This window comes from Sphingomonas hankookensis (genome assembly GCF_001619955.1).
Lineage (GTDB): Bacteria > Pseudomonadota > Alphaproteobacteria > Sphingomonadales > Sphingomonadaceae > Sphingomonas > Sphingomonas hankookensis_A.
Map to the genome: position 1 here is coordinate 1 of NZ_LQQO01000019.1, position 17,628 is coordinate 17,628.

General features: G+C 64.3%; 23 protein-coding genes. 15 read left to right on the plus strand and 8 right to left on the minus strand.

From position 1 onward, the window contains the following. Window positions 1-79: 79 nt before the first annotated feature. Window positions 80-628 carry a recombinase family protein gene (locus AVT10_RS10065; protein WP_066690523.1) on the plus strand — a complete coding sequence of 183 codons (549 nt, stop codon included), beginning with the start codon at window positions 80-82 and terminating at the stop codon, window positions 626-628. Window positions 629-702: 74 nt separating this feature from the next. On the opposite strand, the gene AVT10_RS10070 is transcribed toward AVT10_RS10065, so the two are convergent. The 3 genes from AVT10_RS10070 to AVT10_RS10080 all read right to left on the minus strand — a co-directional run bounded on the left by AVT10_RS10070 (window position 703) and on the right by AVT10_RS10080 (window position 1,980). Then, on the minus strand, window positions 703-1,053 hold the full coding sequence (locus AVT10_RS10070; protein WP_066690532.1) for a hypothetical protein: 351 nt from the start codon (window positions 1,051-1,053) through the stop codon (window positions 703-705). Window positions 1,054-1,150: 97 nt separating this feature from the next. Further along, window positions 1,151-1,549, minus strand: coding sequence for a helix-turn-helix domain-containing protein (locus AVT10_RS10075; protein ID WP_066690534.1), 399 nt, complete (start codon window positions 1,547-1,549; stop codon window positions 1,151-1,153). Between the two features lie 47 nt (window positions 1,550-1,596). Then, window positions 1,597-1,980, minus strand: coding sequence for a hypothetical protein (locus AVT10_RS10080; protein ID WP_066690536.1), 384 nt, complete (start codon window positions 1,978-1,980; stop codon window positions 1,597-1,599). A gap of 391 nt (window positions 1,981-2,371) precedes the next feature. On the opposite strand from AVT10_RS10080, the gene AVT10_RS10085 reads away from it, so the two are divergent. Genes AVT10_RS10085 through AVT10_RS10105 form a run of 5 tightly spaced genes read left to right on the plus strand, consistent with a single transcriptional unit; the run spans window position 2,372 to window position 4,585 of the window. After that, the gene (locus AVT10_RS10085) at window positions 2,372-2,626 is read left to right on the plus strand and encodes a hypothetical protein (RefSeq protein ID WP_232307963.1); all 255 of its coding nucleotides are present in this window, start codon (window positions 2,372-2,374) and stop codon (window positions 2,624-2,626) included. Window positions 2,627-2,665: 39 nt separating this feature from the next. After that, entirely contained in the window at window positions 2,666-2,950 is a 285-nt protein-coding gene (traL, locus tag AVT10_RS10090) for a type IV conjugative transfer system protein TraL (RefSeq protein ID WP_056433184.1), read from the plus strand. Further along, window positions 2,951-3,535 carry a type IV conjugative transfer system protein TraE gene (locus tag AVT10_RS10095; protein WP_056433180.1) on the plus strand — a complete coding sequence of 195 codons (585 nt, stop codon included), beginning with the start codon at window positions 2,951-2,953 and terminating at the stop codon, window positions 3,533-3,535. Continuing rightward, entirely contained in the window at window positions 3,532-3,912 is a 381-nt protein-coding gene (locus tag AVT10_RS10100) for a TraK domain-containing protein (protein WP_232307955.1), read from the plus strand. Before AVT10_RS10095 ends, AVT10_RS10100 begins: the two co-directional genes overlap by 4 nt. After that, window positions 3,878-4,585 (plus strand): M23 family metallopeptidase, encoded by a 708-nt coding sequence (locus AVT10_RS10105; protein WP_066690549.1) that lies wholly within the window; start codon window positions 3,878-3,880, stop codon window positions 4,583-4,585. The genes AVT10_RS10100 and AVT10_RS10105 overlap by 35 nt, the downstream gene beginning before the upstream one ends. Here the strand turns inward: AVT10_RS10105 and AVT10_RS18195 are convergent. Then, on the minus strand, window positions 4,566-4,826 hold the full coding sequence (locus AVT10_RS18195) for a hypothetical protein (RefSeq protein ID WP_139797517.1): 261 nt from the start codon (window positions 4,824-4,826) through the stop codon (window positions 4,566-4,568). The genes AVT10_RS10105 and AVT10_RS18195 overlap by 20 nt on opposite strands. Between AVT10_RS18195 and AVT10_RS17755 the strand changes: the two genes are divergently transcribed. The 4 genes from AVT10_RS17755 to AVT10_RS10120 all read left to right on the plus strand — a co-directional run bounded on the left by AVT10_RS17755 (window position 4,825) and on the right by AVT10_RS10120 (window position 8,091). After that, window positions 4,825-5,313, plus strand: coding sequence for a hypothetical protein (locus tag AVT10_RS17755; protein ID WP_232307956.1), 489 nt, complete (start codon window positions 4,825-4,827; stop codon window positions 5,311-5,313). The genes AVT10_RS18195 and AVT10_RS17755 overlap by 2 nt on opposite strands. A gap of 422 nt (window positions 5,314-5,735) precedes the next feature. Further along, window positions 5,736-6,215, plus strand: coding sequence for a YciE/YciF ferroxidase family protein (locus AVT10_RS10110; protein ID WP_066690551.1), 480 nt, complete (start codon window positions 5,736-5,738; stop codon window positions 6,213-6,215). A gap of 65 nt (window positions 6,216-6,280) precedes the next feature. Continuing rightward, window positions 6,281-7,270: an aldo/keto reductase gene (locus AVT10_RS10115; protein ID WP_332307320.1), complete on the plus strand. Its 990-nt coding sequence runs from the start codon at window positions 6,281-6,283 to the stop codon at window positions 7,268-7,270. Beyond that, window positions 7,267-8,091: an SDR family NAD(P)-dependent oxidoreductase gene (locus AVT10_RS10120; RefSeq protein ID WP_066690557.1), complete on the plus strand. Its 825-nt coding sequence runs from the start codon at window positions 7,267-7,269 to the stop codon at window positions 8,089-8,091. Before AVT10_RS10115 ends, AVT10_RS10120 begins: the two co-directional genes overlap by 4 nt. A 147-nt stretch (window positions 8,092-8,238) precedes the next feature. Here the strand turns inward: AVT10_RS10120 and AVT10_RS10125 are convergent, their stop codons facing one another. The 4 genes from AVT10_RS10125 to AVT10_RS10140 all read right to left on the minus strand — a co-directional run bounded on the left by AVT10_RS10125 (window position 8,239) and on the right by AVT10_RS10140 (window position 12,424). Further along, complete coding sequence (locus AVT10_RS10125) at window positions 8,239-8,916, minus strand: sigma-70 family RNA polymerase sigma factor (protein ID WP_232307957.1); 678 nt, start codon at window positions 8,914-8,916, stop codon at window positions 8,239-8,241. A gap of 162 nt (window positions 8,917-9,078) precedes the next feature. Further along, window positions 9,079-10,677, minus strand: a complete 1,599-nt coding sequence (locus tag AVT10_RS10130; protein WP_066690562.1) for an ABC1 kinase family protein — start codon at window positions 10,675-10,677, stop codon at window positions 9,079-9,081. Continuing rightward, window positions 10,677-11,354 (minus strand): TetR/AcrR family transcriptional regulator, encoded by a 678-nt coding sequence (locus tag AVT10_RS10135; protein WP_232307958.1) that lies wholly within the window; start codon window positions 11,352-11,354, stop codon window positions 10,677-10,679. The genes AVT10_RS10130 and AVT10_RS10135 overlap by 1 nt, the downstream gene beginning before the upstream one ends. Before the next feature lie 125 nt (window positions 11,355-11,479). Next, on the minus strand, window positions 11,480-12,424 hold the full coding sequence (locus tag AVT10_RS10140; RefSeq protein WP_066690566.1) for an MlaD family protein: 945 nt from the start codon (window positions 12,422-12,424) through the stop codon (window positions 11,480-11,482). A gap of 240 nt (window positions 12,425-12,664) precedes the next feature. Here AVT10_RS10140 and AVT10_RS18935 point away from each other — a divergent pair, with 240 nt between their 5' ends. From AVT10_RS18935 to AVT10_RS10160, 5 genes are all read left to right on the plus strand, one after another. Beyond that, window positions 12,665-12,928, plus strand: coding sequence for a PaaI family thioesterase (locus AVT10_RS18935; protein ID WP_350027542.1), 264 nt, complete (start codon window positions 12,665-12,667; stop codon window positions 12,926-12,928). Then, window positions 12,925-13,329, plus strand: coding sequence for a PaaI family thioesterase (locus AVT10_RS17765; RefSeq protein WP_177179222.1), 405 nt, complete (start codon window positions 12,925-12,927; stop codon window positions 13,327-13,329). The genes AVT10_RS18935 and AVT10_RS17765 overlap by 4 nt, the downstream gene beginning before the upstream one ends. Before the next feature lie 239 nt (window positions 13,330-13,568). Continuing rightward, window positions 13,569-14,600 carry an HlyD family secretion protein gene (locus AVT10_RS10150; RefSeq protein WP_232307959.1) on the plus strand — a complete coding sequence of 344 codons (1,032 nt, stop codon included), beginning with the start codon at window positions 13,569-13,571 and terminating at the stop codon, window positions 14,598-14,600. Beyond that, entirely contained in the window at window positions 14,600-16,126 is a 1,527-nt protein-coding gene (locus AVT10_RS10155; RefSeq protein WP_066690572.1) for a DHA2 family efflux MFS transporter permease subunit, read from the plus strand. The genes AVT10_RS10150 and AVT10_RS10155 overlap by 1 nt, the downstream gene beginning before the upstream one ends. Further along, complete coding sequence (locus AVT10_RS10160; protein ID WP_084401571.1) at window positions 16,126-17,553, plus strand: efflux transporter outer membrane subunit; 1,428 nt, start codon at window positions 16,126-16,128, stop codon at window positions 17,551-17,553. Before AVT10_RS10155 ends, AVT10_RS10160 begins: the two co-directional genes overlap by 1 nt. Window positions 17,554-17,628 lie beyond the last annotated feature (75 nt).

Sequence of the window (17,628 nt, forward strand, 5' to 3'; positions counted from 1 at the left end):
GATAGGGGGTCCTTTTTGGACGCCGATTGACATGTAATCCCGATCGATGAGCCTTGTCGATGAGTTTTGAGAAAAATCGATGCTGATCGGGTACGCGCGCGTATCGACGCCCGAACAGGATCTGACCCTGCAGCTCGATGCGCTGCGCCAGGCCGGGTGTGAGCGCTGCTTTTCCGACAAGGCCAGCGGCGCGAAGATCAGTCGCCCCGGGCTGGTCGAGGCCATCAGCTACGCGCGCGCCGGCGATGTTCTGGTCGTCTGGAAGCTGGATCGGCTGGGCCGAACGATGAAGGGTCTGGTCGATCTCGCAGCCGAGCTCGAGGAGAAGGGCATCGGCTTGCGCTCGATCACGGATGGGATCGATACCTCCGGCACTGCCGGCAGGCTCGTCTTCAACATCCTCGCCGCCATGGCGCAGATGGAGCGCGAGCTGGTCAAGGAGCGCACCACCGCGGCGCTTGAAGTAGCCAGGCGTCGCGGTCGCTTTGGCGGCCGTAAGTCGGTCATGACCGACGATCGTCGGAATGCGGCCGAGAGCCTGCTGAAGACACAGATGACACCACGCGAGATCGCCGGTGCGATCGGCGTATCGCTGTCGACCTTCTACCGCCATTTTCCAGGGAAATGATCGCGGCGCTGATCGCTGGTCGAGGGCTTTCTTAGCTCGCCGGCGGCTACGCGACCTATCCGCGGCCCCAACTGCTATCGGTCCGACTCCGTGGCGGTCACCGAATGATCCTGTGGGTCTATGCCGCTGCCGGCATTCTCGGTGTCTCGATTTGTCGGCAGGTGCGCGGTTGGCGGCGATCGAAATCCCTCTGAGCCCAAAAACTCGTACTTGATGTACCTGTCGCTCTCGATGCGCTCGAGCACGGCATTGATCACGGCTTCGCGAGAGGAGAGTTGAAGTCGCTGCTGCAGCCGCTCTGCAATGGCCACCGCCACAGGTGACAACGCGATCGTCGATCGACGATAGCCGGCTTGATCCTCGCGCTGCTTCTTCAGCCGCATGGACCGGGTGCTGCGTTTTATGGGCTGCTCGTCGTTCGTCATAAGCGGACGACAATCTGCTAGCATCAGGCGAGGTGCAATATGGCTTCGGCATGACGAAACGAGGTCGCGCTGGTCTGCAAGGCAAACGCTGCAGCGATCACCCGGCTGTCTGATCGAGAGTGATGCCCTCGTCGTGCTCGGACGTGTCCTGTTGAGCTCGATAGGCGGTAAGCATGTCCTCATAGAGGACCATCGTCTTGTTCAGCGACTGCAGAAAGACTGGGTCGAAATAGATCATCGGTTCGTTGAGGATATCGACGGCGAAGAATGCACCGACGACATCGATCTCGAGTATCTCCGCAAGCTGATCGATGAGATGGCCAGTAAGCGGCGTCCGTCCAGCTTTGATCTTCACGACCAGGCTGAGGCTGCGCCCGAGCCGTGAGGCCACCTGCGGATTCGTCAGCCCCCGACGCCTCCATTCCTCGCGGAATAGCGTGAGAAAGCCTCGCTGTCTGTCGGCGCTTACGGCGAACGCCTTGCCTTGGTGGTACATGATGCGACCCCCTTACGGCCGCAATACTCCGGTATTCTCGCTATTTGTCAATCGATGGCGTCGGCAGGAATCTGTGAACAATCGCTAAACGTTCCGTGAAATACGGCGAGCAGCGCTATTATGAAGGCGAGCCGAGTTGGAACGGGATGATCCGTGTATTGCATCGCTAGGTCACGAGCGTGCTGAAACGTGGGCTTTTGGCTCAAGGGTATGCGCAACGTCACCCGGACGTCGCCTGGTAGATCGAGCTTCGCCGCCTCGGCAACCAGAGCTTCCGGGTTCTCCGCGCCTAGGAATATCTCCATTCCTTTCAACGCCGTAGCCGACACGCTCTCGAACGCGAGCGTGTGATGCGAATGGATTCGGATGGCATGACTCGCGAGCCGGAACACCGATTTATCGAACGTGAAAGTGTAGATCACCTGGGACATAGGCGACCATATTCCTTCCCCCGACGGATACGCCATACCCGATACGCGGTGATCCATATTCTGTTGGCGCCTCCACGGAGGCCAGGCGGATAGCTCCACAAAGTCCGCGGTAAGTAAACAGGGGAATTTTTTTACCCTGTTGATGGGGCCGTCGCGAGATTGCTCCGTTTCGGCTCGATCTCGCCATCGCACATGGGCCGCGAGCAAGATGTTACAATCGGGGTCACAAACAGGGTAACTTTTTTCCTCTGTTCAATGCTTGTGATTTGGTTCCTTTTGAAGACGGCGCAGCAATTCGCTTCGTCTATCAAGGGGAAAGAGCATGTCTGCACTTGCGATGCCGAAGGGGGGTCGTACCAACGCCGTCCTTCTCGGCCTGGCAATCATCGCCATGGTGATGGTGCTGGGCGCGTCGGCGGCGTTCGCCGGCACCGACACGACGTTCAATACCGCGCTGACGAAGTTCACGGACTTCCTCGAGGGCTCGGGCGGCAAGATCATCACCGTGATGAGCCTCGCCGGCGGCATCGTCGCGCTCGCGTCGGGTCGCTTCAGCCTCGGCCAGGTGGCCGTCCCGGTCGCGGTCGGCGTCGGCGCCGGCACCGGCATTCCGATCGTCACCTCGACCGTCACTGCGACGATCTGAGGCGCGGCTGGATCAACCGCTGGGAGGGCGGCTTAGCTTATGGACCGGTATTCCATCCCCTCGCATCTCGACGACCCGGAGCTGATCGGCTTCTGGACGCTGGACGAGTTCCTCGCGATGGCGATCCCCTTCGTGTGGGGCATCCTCTCGCAGCACGTCGTGATCGGGTTGGTGGTCTCGTTGCTCGGGTGGTGGGGGTTTCGGAAACTCAAAGCCGGGAAAGCCTCGTCGTGGATTCTCCACATGGCCTACTGGCATCTGCCGTCGAGCTTTACCGGTCTGAAGGCGACGCCGCCCTCTCACCTTCGCGTGATGGTGGGCTAAATGGATTACAGTGTCGGCCTCGCGCAGTCGCAGCGGGTCATCAAGCAGCGCAACATGCTCGGCATCGTGGCGCTGGTGCTGGCAGGTCTCGTTGTCCTGCTGTTCCTGGTCGGCGCCACGCGCGACCGCGAGATCGTGCTGCAGCCGATCGTGCGCACGCCGCTGACGCTCTCTTCGAGCGGTGTCAGCCGGGACTACCTCGAGATGGTCACGCGCGACACAGCGCTGATGACGCTCAACCGGTCGCCCGAGAACCTTCAATACTGGATGGACTCGATCCTCGCGATCGCCACGCCGGAGAGCCACGGCGCGCTCAAGCGCGATCTTATGAAGATCGTCAACGAGCAGAACGGCTCCACAATCAGCCAGTATTTCACGCTCACCGGCATGAAGGTCGACCCTGAGGCTCTGACCTCTGAGGTGAGCGGCACCCTCCACACGGTCGTCGGCTCGAAGTCGGTCACCGCCGAGCCGAAAACCTTCCGCTTCAACTGGGCGTACCGTGGCCTGTCTCTGCAGCTGAAAGGCTTCGGGATGGTGAGCAAGGCCGACAAGGACGGCGCCGCACCCGGAGACGCGTCATGAGCCCTCTGCTTGCCTATAGCCTGATCGGCGCTGGCGGGGCGGTCACCACGCGCTGGTGCCACCTCTCGCGCCTGATCGGCGGTTGCATGATCGTGGTCGGCGGGGTCGCGCTCGCGGCGCCCGCTTTCGCCGACGAGCACGTTCTCGCACGCGACAACAGCGAGGTCGCCTGCACGATGTCGAAGTCCGGGCTGACGCGGGTCAGCCTCAAGGACGATCGCTTCGCCAGCGTCTCCAAGCTCACGACCGGCGTCGACAGCGAGGACTTCACGGTCGTCAACGAGCCAAACCGCGGCGATATCTACGTCTCGGTGCCGGAGGGGCGGACATCGCGCTGCTGGCGTGGCTGCTCAGGGACCCGATGTCTCGATCCGTGACAGCTCGCGAGATCACGATCTTGCCGGCGAGGTCTCAGACGCGATCCCGAACGCCTCCGCACGCATCACTCGTCAGGCCTTCGAGATTGGAAACCAGGTCGACGACGCCAAGGATACGGCCGGACGTCTGGGCGACCACGTTCGGGAGCGGAATGACGCGTGGATCCCGACGACGCTCCCCGGCGTCGAGGGGGCGCGTGATTGGGCGCGCGACACGCTAGGCATGGGCCAGGGAACAAGCCACGTTTACGAGCTGCCGCGGGGAGAGCGGGCAACGCTGCCGATCTCCGGACGGTTGAGCTCGAACATGGGGGGGCGCATCGACCCGGTAACCGGGCAGCCGGGGCATCATCACCGCGGCGTCGATATCGCGGCAGCGCTGGGCACTGAAATCCGTGCGCCAGCGTCCGGCCGAGTGGTGAAGAATGACTTTCAAGGAGGCGGTGCTGGGAACTACCTAGTTCTGCAGCATGGCGACGGGTCGCAAAGCAAATACTTCCACATGCAGGACCGGTCGGCATTTCCGGTAGGTAGTAACGTTGAGGCGGGCTCAGTTCTTGGTCGGGTGGGAAGCACGGGCAAGTCGACCGGCCCGCACCTTCATTACGAGCTTTGGAAGGATGGCAGGCCGGTCGACCCCAAGCGGTTCCAGCTTAGGAATGTCCAGGAATAAGGAATATGCCGATAAACATGACGATCAGCACGGCAGCAACGATCCAACGTGCGTGCGGCGACACTTCGTTTTCCACATCAGCGGTGCTAGATGGGTAAACCTCGTCCAGTAGCTCTCTGCCACGAGGGGTAGAGGGGTCGAAAAGATTGTCTGGATTCACCGAGAAGGACGAGGCGGGGAATGCTGGCCCTTGAGCGCGGCCGGCATCCCAGTCCATCTGACCAGTATCATGGTTCAACATGGCCGCTTCTCCTGCACCAATCGGCTTAACCAGGCGCGATTTACGCTTGCAAAGCGTAGCAGACCGTATTGAACTAAGCGAGCGGTTTTCCGTATTTGTTCTTTCCGACGTTGCAGGACGCGCGATGACGGCGAAGGAGGCAGTAGAGGATCCTCGCATCGCTGCTCGGTACGAGGAGCTGTTGGCAGCGCATCTCGGTTTCTACGAGGCGCTGCGACTGCGCGAGCGGCGACCCAGGAGCGCTGCGCAGCGCCAATTTCAGGACGTGGCTTGGGGACGGGCCGAGCCGGCAAGCGAACACGAGAAGGCCTATGTCTGGCACCTTCGACGGCACCGGATCGCACCGTTTAATCCAGGAGCGCCATCGCAGCACATTGATGACGCGATGACCGAATTTGAGCCTGGATCTCGACCTGTCAGTAGCGAGGTTGGAGTGAAGTGGGACAATGCGTGGCGTGAAATACGCGGCGGTCGAGAGTTCTGGTAAATGATCTGCAAGCGCAAACGCGCAAGATCGATAATAAAGATTATGTTAAAGGTCTGAGCGTTATCTTCCGCGGGCTCCCGTCACTGCAGCGCCTCCGTCCAATCACTTCAGCCTGGAGCCACCGTCAGCATGCTCCTGTCGGGAAGGCTCTCAAGAAGGTCCGCTTCGGCTCGGTTCGGACCGCTTACGACGCTATTCACGCCTGCAACGCCGGTCCGAGCTTCCCGCATGCCTGCCCTGCCGCGCTGGTTCACGCAGCCCGCTCCTGCAAGCCGCAGGAGGTGCAGGCCGGGAGGTCGGCCATGAGCTCCAAACATTGATTGCGGTCTGATCGAGGAAGGACCGACGGAACAGAACGAAACGACGAGATTAGAATCCCTCACCGTGCCTGAACGAGGCACGGCAGGACGAGGACGAACCTGATGAACGAGAACAACCTGAAGAAGCTGGTCGCGCAAGGATTGTCCGCGATGCAGGCCGGCAGCGACGTCGCCGCCAAGGCGACCGACGAGATCAACAACGACGCGCGCCACCCGGCGCTGCGATCCGCGCTCGAAGAGGGCAACCGGACTTCCCGCCAATGGGCGGACCGCATCCGTCGCGCCGCCGAGCAGGCGGGCCCGGCCGATCAGCAGGACAACCCTGTGCTCGAAGCGCATTACGAGGTGAGCCGCAGGATCCGCGAAGCGGCACCGGACGATGCCTCACGCGACCTCGGCATCATCGCCAGCGGGCAGCTCGCGCTTCATTACTGGATCGCTTCGTTCGGGACCATGGCCAATTACTGCCGGCAGACCGGCATGGACGATGCGGCGCGCGACATGAAGGCGTGCGCGGACGAGGCCAAGCAGGCCGACGAAAAGCACAGCCAGCTCGCCGAGCAGTTGCTGTCTGAAGGCTGAACCGGTGCCGGCCCGCCTTGCTACCGACGACTGGCCAACCGGCATGATCTTACAACAGGAGATAATTGGTGCTTGAGCAACGAAAGCTGGGCGACGGGCTGCGCGTATCTGCGCTGGGCCTCGGTTGCATGGGCATGTCCGAATTCTATGGGCAGGCCGACGAAGCCGAGGCGGTCGCGACCATTCAGCGCGCGATCGATCTCGGCGTGACGTTTCTGGACACCGCCGACATGTACGGGGTAGGCCGTAACGAGGAGTTGGTCGGGCGTGCGATCCGCGATCGCCGCGACGCGGTGGTTCTCGCCACCAAGTTCGGCAACGTTCGCGGCGAGGACGGCACCTTCAAGGGCGTGTGCGGGCGCCCGGATTACGTCCGCTCCGCCTGCGAGGCGAGCCTGCGACGGCTCGGCGTCGAGACGATCGACCTCTACTATCAGCACCGCGTCGACCCCGACACGCCGATCGAGGACACGGTGGGCGCGATGGCCGGGCTGGTCCGCGAGGGCAAGGTGCGCCACCTCGGCCTCTCCGAAGCGGCGCCCGCCACGGTCAGGCGCGCGCACGCCGTGCATCCGATCGCGGCGCTGCAGACCGAATATTCGCTGTGGAGCCGCGATCCCGAGGGCGAGATCCTCGACACGATGCGCGAGCTCGGCATCGGCTTCGTGCCGTACAGCCCGCTCGGCCGCGGTTTCCTGACCGGCGCGATCCGGCGGGTGGAGGATCTCGCGCCTGACGACTATCGCCGGCACAGCCCCCGCTTCCAGGGCGAGAACTTCCAGCGCAATCTCGATCTCGTCGCGGCGGTCGAGGCGATGTCGCGGGAGAAGGGCTGCACCCCTTCCCAGCTGGCGCTCGCCTGGGTGCTGGCGCAGGGCGAAGACATCGTGCCGATCCCGGGCACCAAGCGCCGCGGCTACCTGGAGGAGAATGTCGGCGCGCTCGACGTGACGCTCACCCGAGGCGAACTGGAGCGGCTCGACCGCGCGGCGCCGAAGGGGGCAACGGCGGGCGAGCGCTACGCCGCGCCGCAGATGCAGGCGCTGAACCGATGAGCGGGAGCGACGGACACGGCCTTGCCGGCCGCGTCGCGATCGTGACGGGCGGCGGTCGCGGGCTGGGCCGCGCGATGACGCTCGGGCTGGCGCAGGCCGGCGTGCGGGTCGTCGCCACCGCCGCGCGCGAACTCGCCGAGGTCGAAGCGGTCGCACGGGAGGCAGAGCGGGCATGCGGCGACGATCGGGTGCGGCCGCTGCTCGCCGACGTGACGCGGGCGGAGGATTGTGCCGCAGTCGTGCGCGCGGCGCTCGTGCGCTTCGGCCGGCTCGACATCCTGGTCAACAATGCCGGGCGCGGCATGAAGTATGTGAGCGACACCTTCCTGACAGAACCGACCCGGTTTTGGGAGGTCGCCCCCGACACTTGGCGCATGGTGACCGACACCAACGTCAACGGCCCGTTCCTGATGGCGCGCGCCGCCGTCCCCGCCATGCTGGAGGCGGGATGGGGCCGAATCGTCAACATCTCGATGAACCGCGAGACGATGCGACGGCGCGGCTTCTCGCCCTACGGCCCGTCCAAGGCGGCGCTGGAATCGGAGACCGCGATCTGGGCGCAGGACCTTGCGGACAGCGGCATCACGGTGAACGCGCTCCTGCCGGGGGGCGCGACGCTGACCGGCATGATTCCCGAAGGACTGCCGGATAGTGCACGCGACGGACTGCTGTCGCCCGAGATCGTGGTGCCGCCCTTGCTCTGGCTCTGCTCTGACGCTGCCGCGGCGGTGACGGGTAAGCGCCTGGATGCCCGGCGGTGGATGGGAGAGCAGCCCGGAAGTCAGCGCACAAATGACACGCTGGAGGATGTAGGCTGTTAGGGCAGACCACAGGACATATCCGCTCGGCCAGCCGTGGTCTCTTCGTCCTTTTGTGCGATATCCCTAGCGACAGGTCTTCTGCTAACCGAGACGGTAAAGGACCTGAAATTGGCCGCACGAAGCCGGGATCAAGAGATCCCGGCCCACTCAGCCTACCAAACAGCGGTCGGCCGCACGCTTCGTCCGCCAGCTTTGCAGCAGCTCGATCTGTCTCTCGTGCACCTCGTCGATAACTGGTGGCTCGGCCTGACAGGTTGCACCGGCCGCCACGACCTGAGATTCCGTTTTGTATCCCTTATCGCTGTTCATGTGATCTAGGAGTGCGCGCAGCATCTGCCGCCCTCTTACCACGCGGCTCTTGATTGTGCCGACGGGAACCTGCTCGATAGTGGCTGTCTCCTCATAGCTCAATCCCTCGATCCCGATGAAATTGATGCACCGCTGCTGCTCAGGCGTCAGGCGCGGCCATAGACGGCGAACATCGCTCAGCGTCACAACGGATTCCTGGTTCGACGCCACCGGAATGTCGGCGAGTTCGGCGGTCTCGCTAACTTGTACCGTGCCTCGACGGCGTACCTGCGAAAGAAATGAGTTGCGAAGGATCCGGAAGGTCCACGCCTTCATATTTGTACCGGCTTCGAAGGATGCGCGGCTGCTCCAGGCTTTCAGCACGGTTTCCTGAACAAGGTCCTGTGCAGTATCGGGATTCCTGGCCAGCGATCGCGCATAGCGCGCCAGACTAGGCATAAGCGCGCTGAGCTCGGCACCGAAGTCCGACCAGCCCTCAGATGGCAGATGCGGCTCGTCAACCGTTTGTTCGGACACGCGGAACCCCTCGCTCAATCGAACCGGTCAGCTGCTTTGGTACCAACCGGTTTACTTTCGGAAAACGCCAAGCCGATTGGTTCGTTCCGCTCGTCGGAGATGAAATATCAGTAGCGAAACAATCGCGCGCGACTGGGTACATGAAAGGCTGACAACAAGAGGTCAGCGCCGCTGCCTGTTCGCGTACCAAGCGCAGCCGGCAAGGAGTATCGCAGAAGCCATCAGGATTGCTCCAACAACATCATGGTCGTGCTGGAGGATCGCGCCGGCGACCAGCAGGCCGGCGGACAGGACGTTGGGATCTGCGCCCCGGGGCAATGCCGGTGGTGAGGAGACGGCACCTTTCTGCAACTCGATCGGCAGCGCACCCGACCGCGCAACCCGCTCGGCGAAGGCCACCAGCTCGGGCGAGGCGGCGGCCAGACGGCCAAGGCTCGTCGCCAGCCGGCGTCCGCCACGCTTGAGGCCGGCCGGGCCGATCCGCTCCCGCAGCAGTTCGCGCGCGATCGGTGCGGCGCGCGCGGTGATGTCAAAGCCGGGATCGAGCCGTCGCACGAACCCTTCGGCGATCAGCAAGGTGCGCAGCAGCAGGGCGAGGTCCGGCGGCAGCGCCAGACGATAGGTTCGAAGCAGCGCGAACACGCGGCCGAAGATGTCGGCGAGCTCGATCTGCTGGAGTACCGCCCCGCGGAACTGGCCGATCAGCGCGTCGAGGTCGCGGGTCAGCGCCTGGCGATCGACATCGGTCTCGCCCGACCATTGCAGCAGTACGTCCGTCACCGATCGTGTGTCCTCACCCGCGATGGCAAGGACGAGCGTGACAACCTCGTTCCGCCGGGCGGGACTGAGCACGCCGACCGCCCCGAAGTCGATGAACGCCAGCGACCCGTCGGCCAGAACAAAGACGTTGCCGGGATGGGGGTCCGCGTGGAACCGACCGTTGAAGATGATCATCCGCAGCACCGCATCGGCATATCTGCCGGCGACGTCAGCACCGCCCTCACCCGCCACGTCAAGAACCTCGCGGACGGGCATGCCGTCAAGCCGCTCCTGCACGTTGATCCGGCGGCCGACCTGATCCCAGTAGAAGGCCGGCGTCCGGACGCCGAGCGGCTGCAGGAACGCGCCGATGCTCTCGCAGGCTGCCGCTTCTGCGCTGAGGTCCATTTCCTGCGACAAGCTCTCCGCGAAAAACCGCAGCAGTTCGTCGGGCTTGAGGCGGCGGATCTCCGGTGAGTGCCGGGCCGCGAGCCGCGCGATGCGGCGGAGCAGCCGTAGGTCGGCATCGACGCGTTCCGCGATCCCCGGCCGGCGTACCTTGACCACGACCTCGGTTCCGTCGCGCAAGGTTGCAGCATGAACCTGCGCAATCGACGCCGCCGCGATCGGCTCGCGGTTGAAGTTCGCGAACACATCAGCGATCGGGGAGCCGAGCGCGGCCAGGATCGTCGGCTCCAGCGCCTCGAACGGCAGCGGGGTCACGCGATCCTGCAGCGTCGACAGCGCCCGCACCCATTCCGGCCCGAGCAGGTCCTCGCGGGTGGCTAGCACTTGCCCCAGCTTGACTGCGACAGGTCCAAGGTCCCGCAGCAGCGCGACGACCCGCTCGGGCGTACCGACGTCCGCTGGCTGCTCCGAGCGACCGGGCAGCAGGCCCAGGCGCGAGGCGAGCCCGTTCAGCCCATGGCGCCCCATGATCTGCATGAGCTCGGCCAGCCGCGTGCGCTCACCGATCTGAGGCTCCTCGTCGGTGGTGGACATCAGTCGCTGCAACCATCCGCCTCGCGCGGACGGCAGCCATTGAGGAACAGGTCGATACCGCGCGAGATACGATCGCGTGCGGCATCGTCGTACGCGGGAGGAGAAAGCCCGAGCGCTGCACGGCGCATGGGTGCGACCACTACGAGGGTGACGAACTGCTCGGCAGCGAACACCGGGTCTGCCAGCGATAGCTCACCCTTTGCATCGGCATGGGCGAGGATCGACGCTACCCATTGGACGGCCCGCTGGTAACCGAAGTCGTGGATGTTCGCCGCAAGCGCTGGAAAGCGCACGGCTTGCGCGATGACGACGCGTTCCATGGAGGTGATCCGCGGCGTCAGCAGCCACTCGAGCAGGCGATCGGCGATTACGCGAAGCCGCTTTCGGATGTCGGGTTCGTCGCTGCCGGAAGGTTCGAGCGCGCGCAGCTGCGTATCGATCTCGTCGAGGATCACCGCCTCGAACACGCGCGCCTTGCTGCCGAAGCGGGCGTACAGGGTCCGCTTCGAGATGCGGGCCTGCTCGGCGATCATGTCGGCACTGGCGCCCTCGAAGCCGTGTTCGAAGAACAGCTCGCGAGCGCTTTTTAGGATGTGCGAGGTAAGGCGGAGCGCGTCCTCGGTGGTCGGTCTGCCCATTTTCCTGGGGCGCCGGCTCTTCTTTTCGTCATCGCTCAATCTCGTTCTCCTGGATCGAGAGTAGCGCGATCCGGACCGGTTGACGAGAAATCACGCCGAGAAGGTCGGTTGCTCGCCTGCCAGCTCGATCTCAGCCAAAGGCTGTTCTTTTGTATCGCCGTCGCTCAATCCTGTGACGTTGGCTTGTAGATGGGAAGGGACGGAGCCCCCACGCCCAGTCCCTCCTGATCGATGCGAACGGCCGCATCCCTGACAGCACCGACCTTGTTCCTCGCTGAACGAACCGTTTCACGCAGTTGGGCCTGTTTGGCGGCCGTGCCGCGTATCGTGGGTCGAATAGCCTCTAGCCGAGCCGTGAATCGATCGGCACCGTCTCGGGCTTTCAACAATGTTCGGTTCGCTCTCGCGAGGACGGTCGCGCGGCGTTCGTCCGCTGCCGCTCTCAGCTGTTGGGCGCTGTCGCCGGATCGCTGCAAGGCGTCTCCCACGGCAATCACGCGGCCGCGCGCACCGGTGAGAGCATCGGACGCTGCTCCGGCTTTGTCAGCCCAACCAGCGGAACTCTCCGCGAGCGCCGCCAGCCGATCGCTGGCCCGCTGCTGCTGAGCGGCGTCGAGGTTGCGCGAGACAGAGTCCACGGTGCGGCTGATCTTCTCGACCAGTGCGACGGGGTCCCCTCCGCCGCCAAGGAGCCCGCCTTCCTTGGTGGGGATGACGGGAAGCTCCCCGTCGTTCGCCGCAACGATCGGGGGCGCGCCAGAGGTTGCACCGTCGAGGCTGATGTTCGCGGTGCCGGCCAGTGCCGATCTTGCGATCGACGCTTTCACGCCTGCGACGATGGGGATCCGCGGTTCAAGGCTGACGGTGACGAGAACCGCTGACGGGTCCTGCTTGTCGAGCCGTATCGACGTGACATGACCGGCCGGCACGCCCGAGAAGGTCACCGACGATCCATTTTGGAGACCGGCAACGCTTCCGGTGAAGCGGATCATGTAGGGATTGCCGTCTCCATCGCGTGCATCGAACAGCCACAGGGTGAAGATCAGGAGCGTACCCAGCAGAACGCCTGTAACCGAGAGCACCAGAAATTTATTCGACCGCGTTTCCATGCGAGACCATAACCATTAGGAAGCCGGACCAGATTTGTAAACCGTACCGTTTCCAAGGTTGCAAGGCCTGATCAGGACGAGGATGGAATCGTGGCTGGAGACTGGAGCCTGCAACCAGGCGACATACCGTGGGGCAACAGGCTTGGCCTGGAGTTGGTTTCGATCGGCGATGGCCTCAGCTCGCTACGTGTCGGTTGGCGTGAGGAGCTGGCCGACGAGGACGAGACTTTAGCAACGGGCGTGTTGACGAGCCTTATCGATCAGGCCTGCGGCGTTGCCGTAATGTCCCGACTGGGAAGGCGATTGGCAATCTCGACCCTCAACCTGAAGGTGGACCATGTGCGGTCCCCCGAGGCGAGATGCTCCGCGACAGCGTGGGCGCATTGTTACGACGCTACCGAGCGCCGTGCGTTCGTACGGACCGAAGTCTGGGATACCGATCCTTCTCACCTGATCGCGACTGCCCAAGGCGTCTTTTCGATCAATCGGGCTGTCGGGCCATGACCGGCTTCGCGCAGCTGCTAGGCTCCATGATTTCAGAGAGCGGTGACGCCTTTGTTTTGACGCCAGTGGAATACATGATCGGCAACCCTCTCCTTCCCGCCTTGCATGGCGGAGCTGTGGCATCCTTTCTCGAAGTGGCAGCGAAGCGTGCCCTTGCACGCAAACTTCCCCCCGGGCACTTCCCGAAGCTCATCAGCGTGAACCTCCAGTTCCTTGCCTCTGCTCGGCTGGATGCACTTGTCACGACGCCGAAGGTCAGGCGTGTCGGACGTCGGATCGCAGTCGTTCACGCCGAAGCATTCCGCCGCGAAGATCCAGCGGCTGTTTGTTTCGCGCAGCTTGAGTTTGCTGTGCACGAGCCCATCAGAGTGGGTGGCAATGCCGATCGCCACATACTATGATACGGTCCGGTTTACATACGATAGCGTTGCTGAGTGGCTGACGAGCATGCTGAAGATCGAGGCGGCGATGCGCCGCATGACGACCGGAATGCGCATTCCCAGCCAGAAGCTAGGTCGAAGGACGGTGTCGAGGAGAACGACGGCGTAAGAAGCCCTCGCTTCTCGCGCGCTATCCGATCATCCGCTACGTCCTCATCGCCGCGCTCGTTGCGGGCATCGTCGCGGCGGTCGTCTGGTACATGAACTACCGCGCGAGCGGCCAATACCTGCAGTCGACCAACAACGCCTATGTGCGCGCGGACTTCGTGACGGTCTCTCCGAAGGTTGGCGGCTATGTCGAGCGTGTGCTCGTCGCTGACAACCAGCCTGTCCGCCGCGGCCAGCTGCTCGCCGTGCTCGATCCCCGCGACTACCGCGCCAACGTCGAACAGGCGCAAGCCCAGATCGCCGCGGCCGGCGCCAACATCACGACCGCGCGCCGGACGCTTGACGAGCAGCAGGCCACTGTCGCTCAGGCCGCCGCCCAGGTTGCGAGCGCCGAGGCTGCCGCGGCAGCGGCAGAAAACGAGGTAAGACGTTACGAACCGCTCACTCGGACAGGGGCGGAATCGCGTGAGCGCCTCGCAAACCTGGTCCTTCAGCGTGATCGAGCCGCCGCAGAGCTGCGCGCGCAGCGCGCCGCCTACCTCGCCGCCCGTCGCAGTGTCGCCACACAAGCGGCTCGCATCGGCCAGGCGGAGGCGGAGCGCGACACCGCGCAGGCGCAGCTTGCGCGCGCCTCGACCGACCTCGGCGCCGTCGAGATCCGCAGCAGCATCGACGGCGTTGTTGCCGACAAGGCGGTCCGGGCCGGGCAATATGTCCAGCCGGCGACCCGGCTGATGTCGGTGGTGCCGGTCGATCAACTCTACATCGAGGCCAATTTCAAGGAGACCCAGGTCGCGCTGATGCGCGTCGGGCAACCCGTGACCGTCAAGGTGGATGCACTGGACGGCGCCGAACTGCGCGGCCGGGTTGCGAGCTTCTCGCCAGGCACGGGCGCGCAGTTCTCGCTCATCCCGCCCGAGAACGCGACCGGGAACTTTACCAAGATCGTTCAGCGAGTGCCCGTGCGCATCAGCATTGAAGCGGGACCGGAGGCGCGCCGGGTGCTGCGTCCCGGCCTGTCGGTCGAGGTTACGGTCGACACGATCAGCGCAAAGGGAAGTCGTGACCGGATCGAGCAGGAAACCGAGCGGCTGAAGCGCGGCGAGACGCAGGGCGCGCGCTGATGGCGGCCGAACGCGCCGGCCTGCGCGACTGGCTCGCCGTCGCCGCGGGCACGATCGGGTCGTTCATGGCGCTGCTCGACATCTCGATCGTCAATGCGGCCTTGCCCACCATCCAGGGCGAGATCGGCGCGAGCGGAACGGAGGGCACCTGGGTCGCGACCTCCTATCTAGTGGCGGAGATCGTCATGATCCCGCTCAGCCCCTTTCTCGTGCGCCTGTTCGGCCTGCGCAACTTCCTTCTGGGTGCGGCGGTCAGCTTCACCGGTTTCTCGATCGTGTGCGGGATTTCGACGACGTTGCCGATGATGATCGCCGGGCGTGTAGGGCAAGGCTTCACCGGCGGTGCGCTGATCCCGACCGCGATGACCATCATCGCGACACGGCTGCCGCCATCGCAGCAGCCGATCGGCACCGCCGCGTTCGGCGGCACCGCGATCCTCGGTCCGGTGCTCGGGCCGATCATCGGCGGCTGGCTCACCGATAATTACAGCTGGCACTACGCCTTCTTCCTGAACGTGCCGGTCTGTGCCGGGCTCGTCCTGCTCCTGCTGTTCGGGCTCAAGCATGAGCGTCTGCGGCTCGACCAGCTGCGCCATGCCGACTGGTTCGGGATCGCAGGGCTCGCAATCGGCTTGGGTGCGCTCACCGTCATGCTCGAGGAGGGGCAGCGCGAGATGCGGTTCGAATCCGCCATGATCGTGAAACTCGCGATCGCCACGGTCTTCGGCTTCGCGCTCATCACGATCGGACAGGTCCGCTCCGCGCATCCGGTGCTCAAGCTGTCGCTGATCTTCAGCCGCTCCTTCGGCAGCGTTTTCGTCCTCAGCCTCATCATCGGCGTCGTGCTCTACGGGGTGACCTTCCTCATCCCCCAGTTTCTCTCGTCGATGGCGGATTACAGCGCGCTGCAATCGGGCAAGGTGGTCTTCGTCTCCGGCATCCCCGCCCTGATGCTGATGCCGTTTCTGCCGCTCGCGTTCAAATATCTCGACGTTCGCCTGGCGGTCTTTGCCGGCATGACGCTGATCGGCGTCAGTTGCGCCATGGACTGGCACCTGACCGCGCAGTCGGCCGGGGGCGACCTGACGGATTCACAGCTCGTCCGTGGCTTCGGGCAGATCTTCGCCATGATGTTCCTCAACCAGGCCGCGATCAGCGCTGTGGCACCCGAGGATGCCGGCGATGCGTCCGCGCTGTTCAACGCGGGGCGCAACCTCGGCGGATCGATCGGCCTCGCCCTGATGGCGACCCTCCAGGACCGGCAGACTTTCCTCCATTTCAACCGGCTGGGTGAGACGGTGTCGGCCAATGCGGCCACCACGCAGGAATGGTTCGCTAAAGCCATGGTCATGCCGTCCGGCGAAGCCGGCGCGTATCGGCAGCTCGCCGGTCAACTTCTCGAACAGGCTACCGTCATGGCCTATAACGACCTGTTTTTTGCGCTGGGCGTCGCGATCGCGATCACGACGCCGCTGGCGCTGTTCCTCCGCCCGATCTCCTCCGACACGCAGATGGCGATGCACTGATGAAGCGACTTGGCTGGGCCATTCTCCCCGCACTCCTGACCGGATGCGTCGTCGGCCCCAACTATGGAGGCCCGCCGGGCGTTGCGAGCGGCGAGCGCGCCGGATCGACATTTCGCCGCGCGGATCAGGCCGTCACGTCACCGCAGACCCCTGTCGCACGCTGGTGGGAAGGCATGGGCGACGCGCAGCTCACGATGCTGATCGACCGGGCGCTTGCCTCCAATCCGGACGTGGCGATCGCCGAGGCGCGCATCCGCAAGGCGCGCGCCAGCTTGCGCGAACAGCGCGCGAACCAGCTTCCCACCGTCTCGGCGTCAGGCACTGCGATCGTCGCCGATCTTCCCGCAGGCTCGCTGGCGCTGCCGACGCAAGGCGAGCAATCCGATCGTATCAGGGCCGAGTTCTATAACGCCGGCCTCGACGCATCGTGGGAGATCGATCTGTTCGGCGCGCGACGCCGCGCCGCCGAAGGTGCCGAGGCCCAGGCTCAGGCGGCCGAAGCCAATAGAGCTGATGCGCAGGTTCGTCTGTCGGCGGAGGTTGCCCAGAACTATGTGACGCTGCGCGAACTTCAGCAGCGCCTGATCCTGGCCCGCCGCTCCGCGCAGCTTCAACAGCGATCACTCGCCCTGCTTCAACAGCGTGAACAACGCGGTGCATCGTCGCGCGACGAGGTGGTTCGGCTGAAGACCGAGCTGACCCGCACGGAGGCCGGGCTGTTGCCGCTCGAGGGACAGATCGCGACCACGCTCGACCAGCTTGCCCTGCTCACCGGCGACGAGCCCGGAGCACACGATGTTTTGCTGTCCACCCCTGCTCCGATCCCGATGATCCCAAGGACGGTCGCGATAGGCGATCCGGCCGCCATGCTGCGACGCCGGCCTGACATTCGCGCGGCCGAGCGGCAGCTGGCGGCATCGAACGCGCAGATCGGAGTCAACGTCGCCCGGCAGTTCCCATCGGTCAGCATCATGGGCATCATCGGCCTGGGTGGTCCCAATATTGCCGATGTGGTCGATCCTGGCAGCGTCGCGGGCCTTCTCCTGCCGCGGATCAGCTGGAGTTTCCTCGACTTCGGTCGTAATCGTGCCCGGGTGGAGCAGGCGCGCGCCGACCGCGACGAGGCGGAAGCGCAATATCGCAAGGCTGTTCTCGGCGCGCTGTCGGATGCGGAAACCAGCCTGACCCGCTTCGGCAATCAGCGCCGTAACCTCGTTTCGAGTATTGCGAGCCGGGACGGTGCCAGGCAGTCGGCGATCTACGCCGAGCAGCGATACGAGCAGGGGGCGATACCGCTGACCACGTCCATTGATGCCGAACGCGCGGCGCTGGCTGCTGATCAGTCGGTACTGGAAGCGACGGGTGAACTTGATCGTGCGTTCATCGCCTTGCAGAAGACGATGGGACTTGGATGGAGCCAGCAGTGACGGTCTACCGGATCGTGATGCAGCATCTCATGCGCGGCGAAGCAGGGAAGCAATTCCGCCGGCTGCACTCCCGGC

Excerpts from the sequence above, each read along its gene's own strand:
- traL (WP_056433184.1), top strand. The coding sequence starts at position 2,666 with ATGGACCGGTATTCCATCCCCTCGCATCTCGACGACCCGGAGCTGATC.
- AVT10_RS10085 (WP_232307963.1), top strand. The coding sequence starts at position 2,372 with ATGGTGATGGTGCTGGGCGCGTCGGCGGCGTTCGCCGGCACCGACACG.
- AVT10_RS10070 (WP_066690532.1), bottom strand. The coding sequence starts at position 1,053 with ATGACGAACGACGAGCAGCCCATAAAACGCAGCACCCGGTCCATGCGG.
- AVT10_RS10140 (WP_066690566.1), bottom strand. The coding sequence starts at position 12,424 with ATGGAAACGCGGTCGAATAAATTTCTGGTGCTCTCGGTTACAGGCGTT.
- AVT10_RS10095 (WP_056433180.1), top strand. The coding sequence starts at position 2,951 with ATGGATTACAGTGTCGGCCTCGCGCAGTCGCAGCGGGTCATCAAGCAG.
- AVT10_RS10130 (WP_066690562.1), bottom strand. The coding sequence starts at position 10,677 with ATGTCCACCACCGACGAGGAGCCTCAGATCGGTGAGCGCACGCGGCTG.
- AVT10_RS10155 (WP_066690572.1), top strand. The coding sequence starts at position 14,600 with ATGGCGGCCGAACGCGCCGGCCTGCGCGACTGGCTCGCCGTCGCCGCG.
- AVT10_RS10160 (WP_084401571.1), top strand. The coding sequence starts at position 16,126 with ATGAAGCGACTTGGCTGGGCCATTCTCCCCGCACTCCTGACCGGATGC.
- AVT10_RS17765 (WP_177179222.1), top strand. The coding sequence starts at position 12,925 with ATGACCGGCTTCGCGCAGCTGCTAGGCTCCATGATTTCAGAGAGCGGT.
- AVT10_RS10150 (WP_232307959.1), top strand. The coding sequence starts at position 13,569 with ATGAACTACCGCGCGAGCGGCCAATACCTGCAGTCGACCAACAACGCC.
- AVT10_RS10065 (WP_066690523.1), top strand. The coding sequence starts at position 80 with ATGCTGATCGGGTACGCGCGCGTATCGACGCCCGAACAGGATCTGACC.
- AVT10_RS18195 (WP_139797517.1), bottom strand. The coding sequence starts at position 4,826 with ATGTTGAACCATGATACTGGTCAGATGGACTGGGATGCCGGCCGCGCT.
- AVT10_RS10120 (WP_066690557.1), top strand. The coding sequence starts at position 7,267 with ATGAGCGGGAGCGACGGACACGGCCTTGCCGGCCGCGTCGCGATCGTG.
- AVT10_RS17755 (WP_232307956.1), top strand. The coding sequence starts at position 4,825 with ATGGCCGCTTCTCCTGCACCAATCGGCTTAACCAGGCGCGATTTACGC.
- AVT10_RS10110 (WP_066690551.1), top strand. The coding sequence starts at position 5,736 with ATGAACGAGAACAACCTGAAGAAGCTGGTCGCGCAAGGATTGTCCGCG.
- AVT10_RS10080 (WP_066690536.1), bottom strand. The coding sequence starts at position 1,980 with ATGTCCCAGGTGATCTACACTTTCACGTTCGATAAATCGGTGTTCCGG.
- AVT10_RS10100 (WP_232307955.1), top strand. The coding sequence starts at position 3,532 with ATGAGCCCTCTGCTTGCCTATAGCCTGATCGGCGCTGGCGGGGCGGTC.
- AVT10_RS10075 (WP_066690534.1), bottom strand. The coding sequence starts at position 1,549 with ATGTACCACCAAGGCAAGGCGTTCGCCGTAAGCGCCGACAGACAGCGA.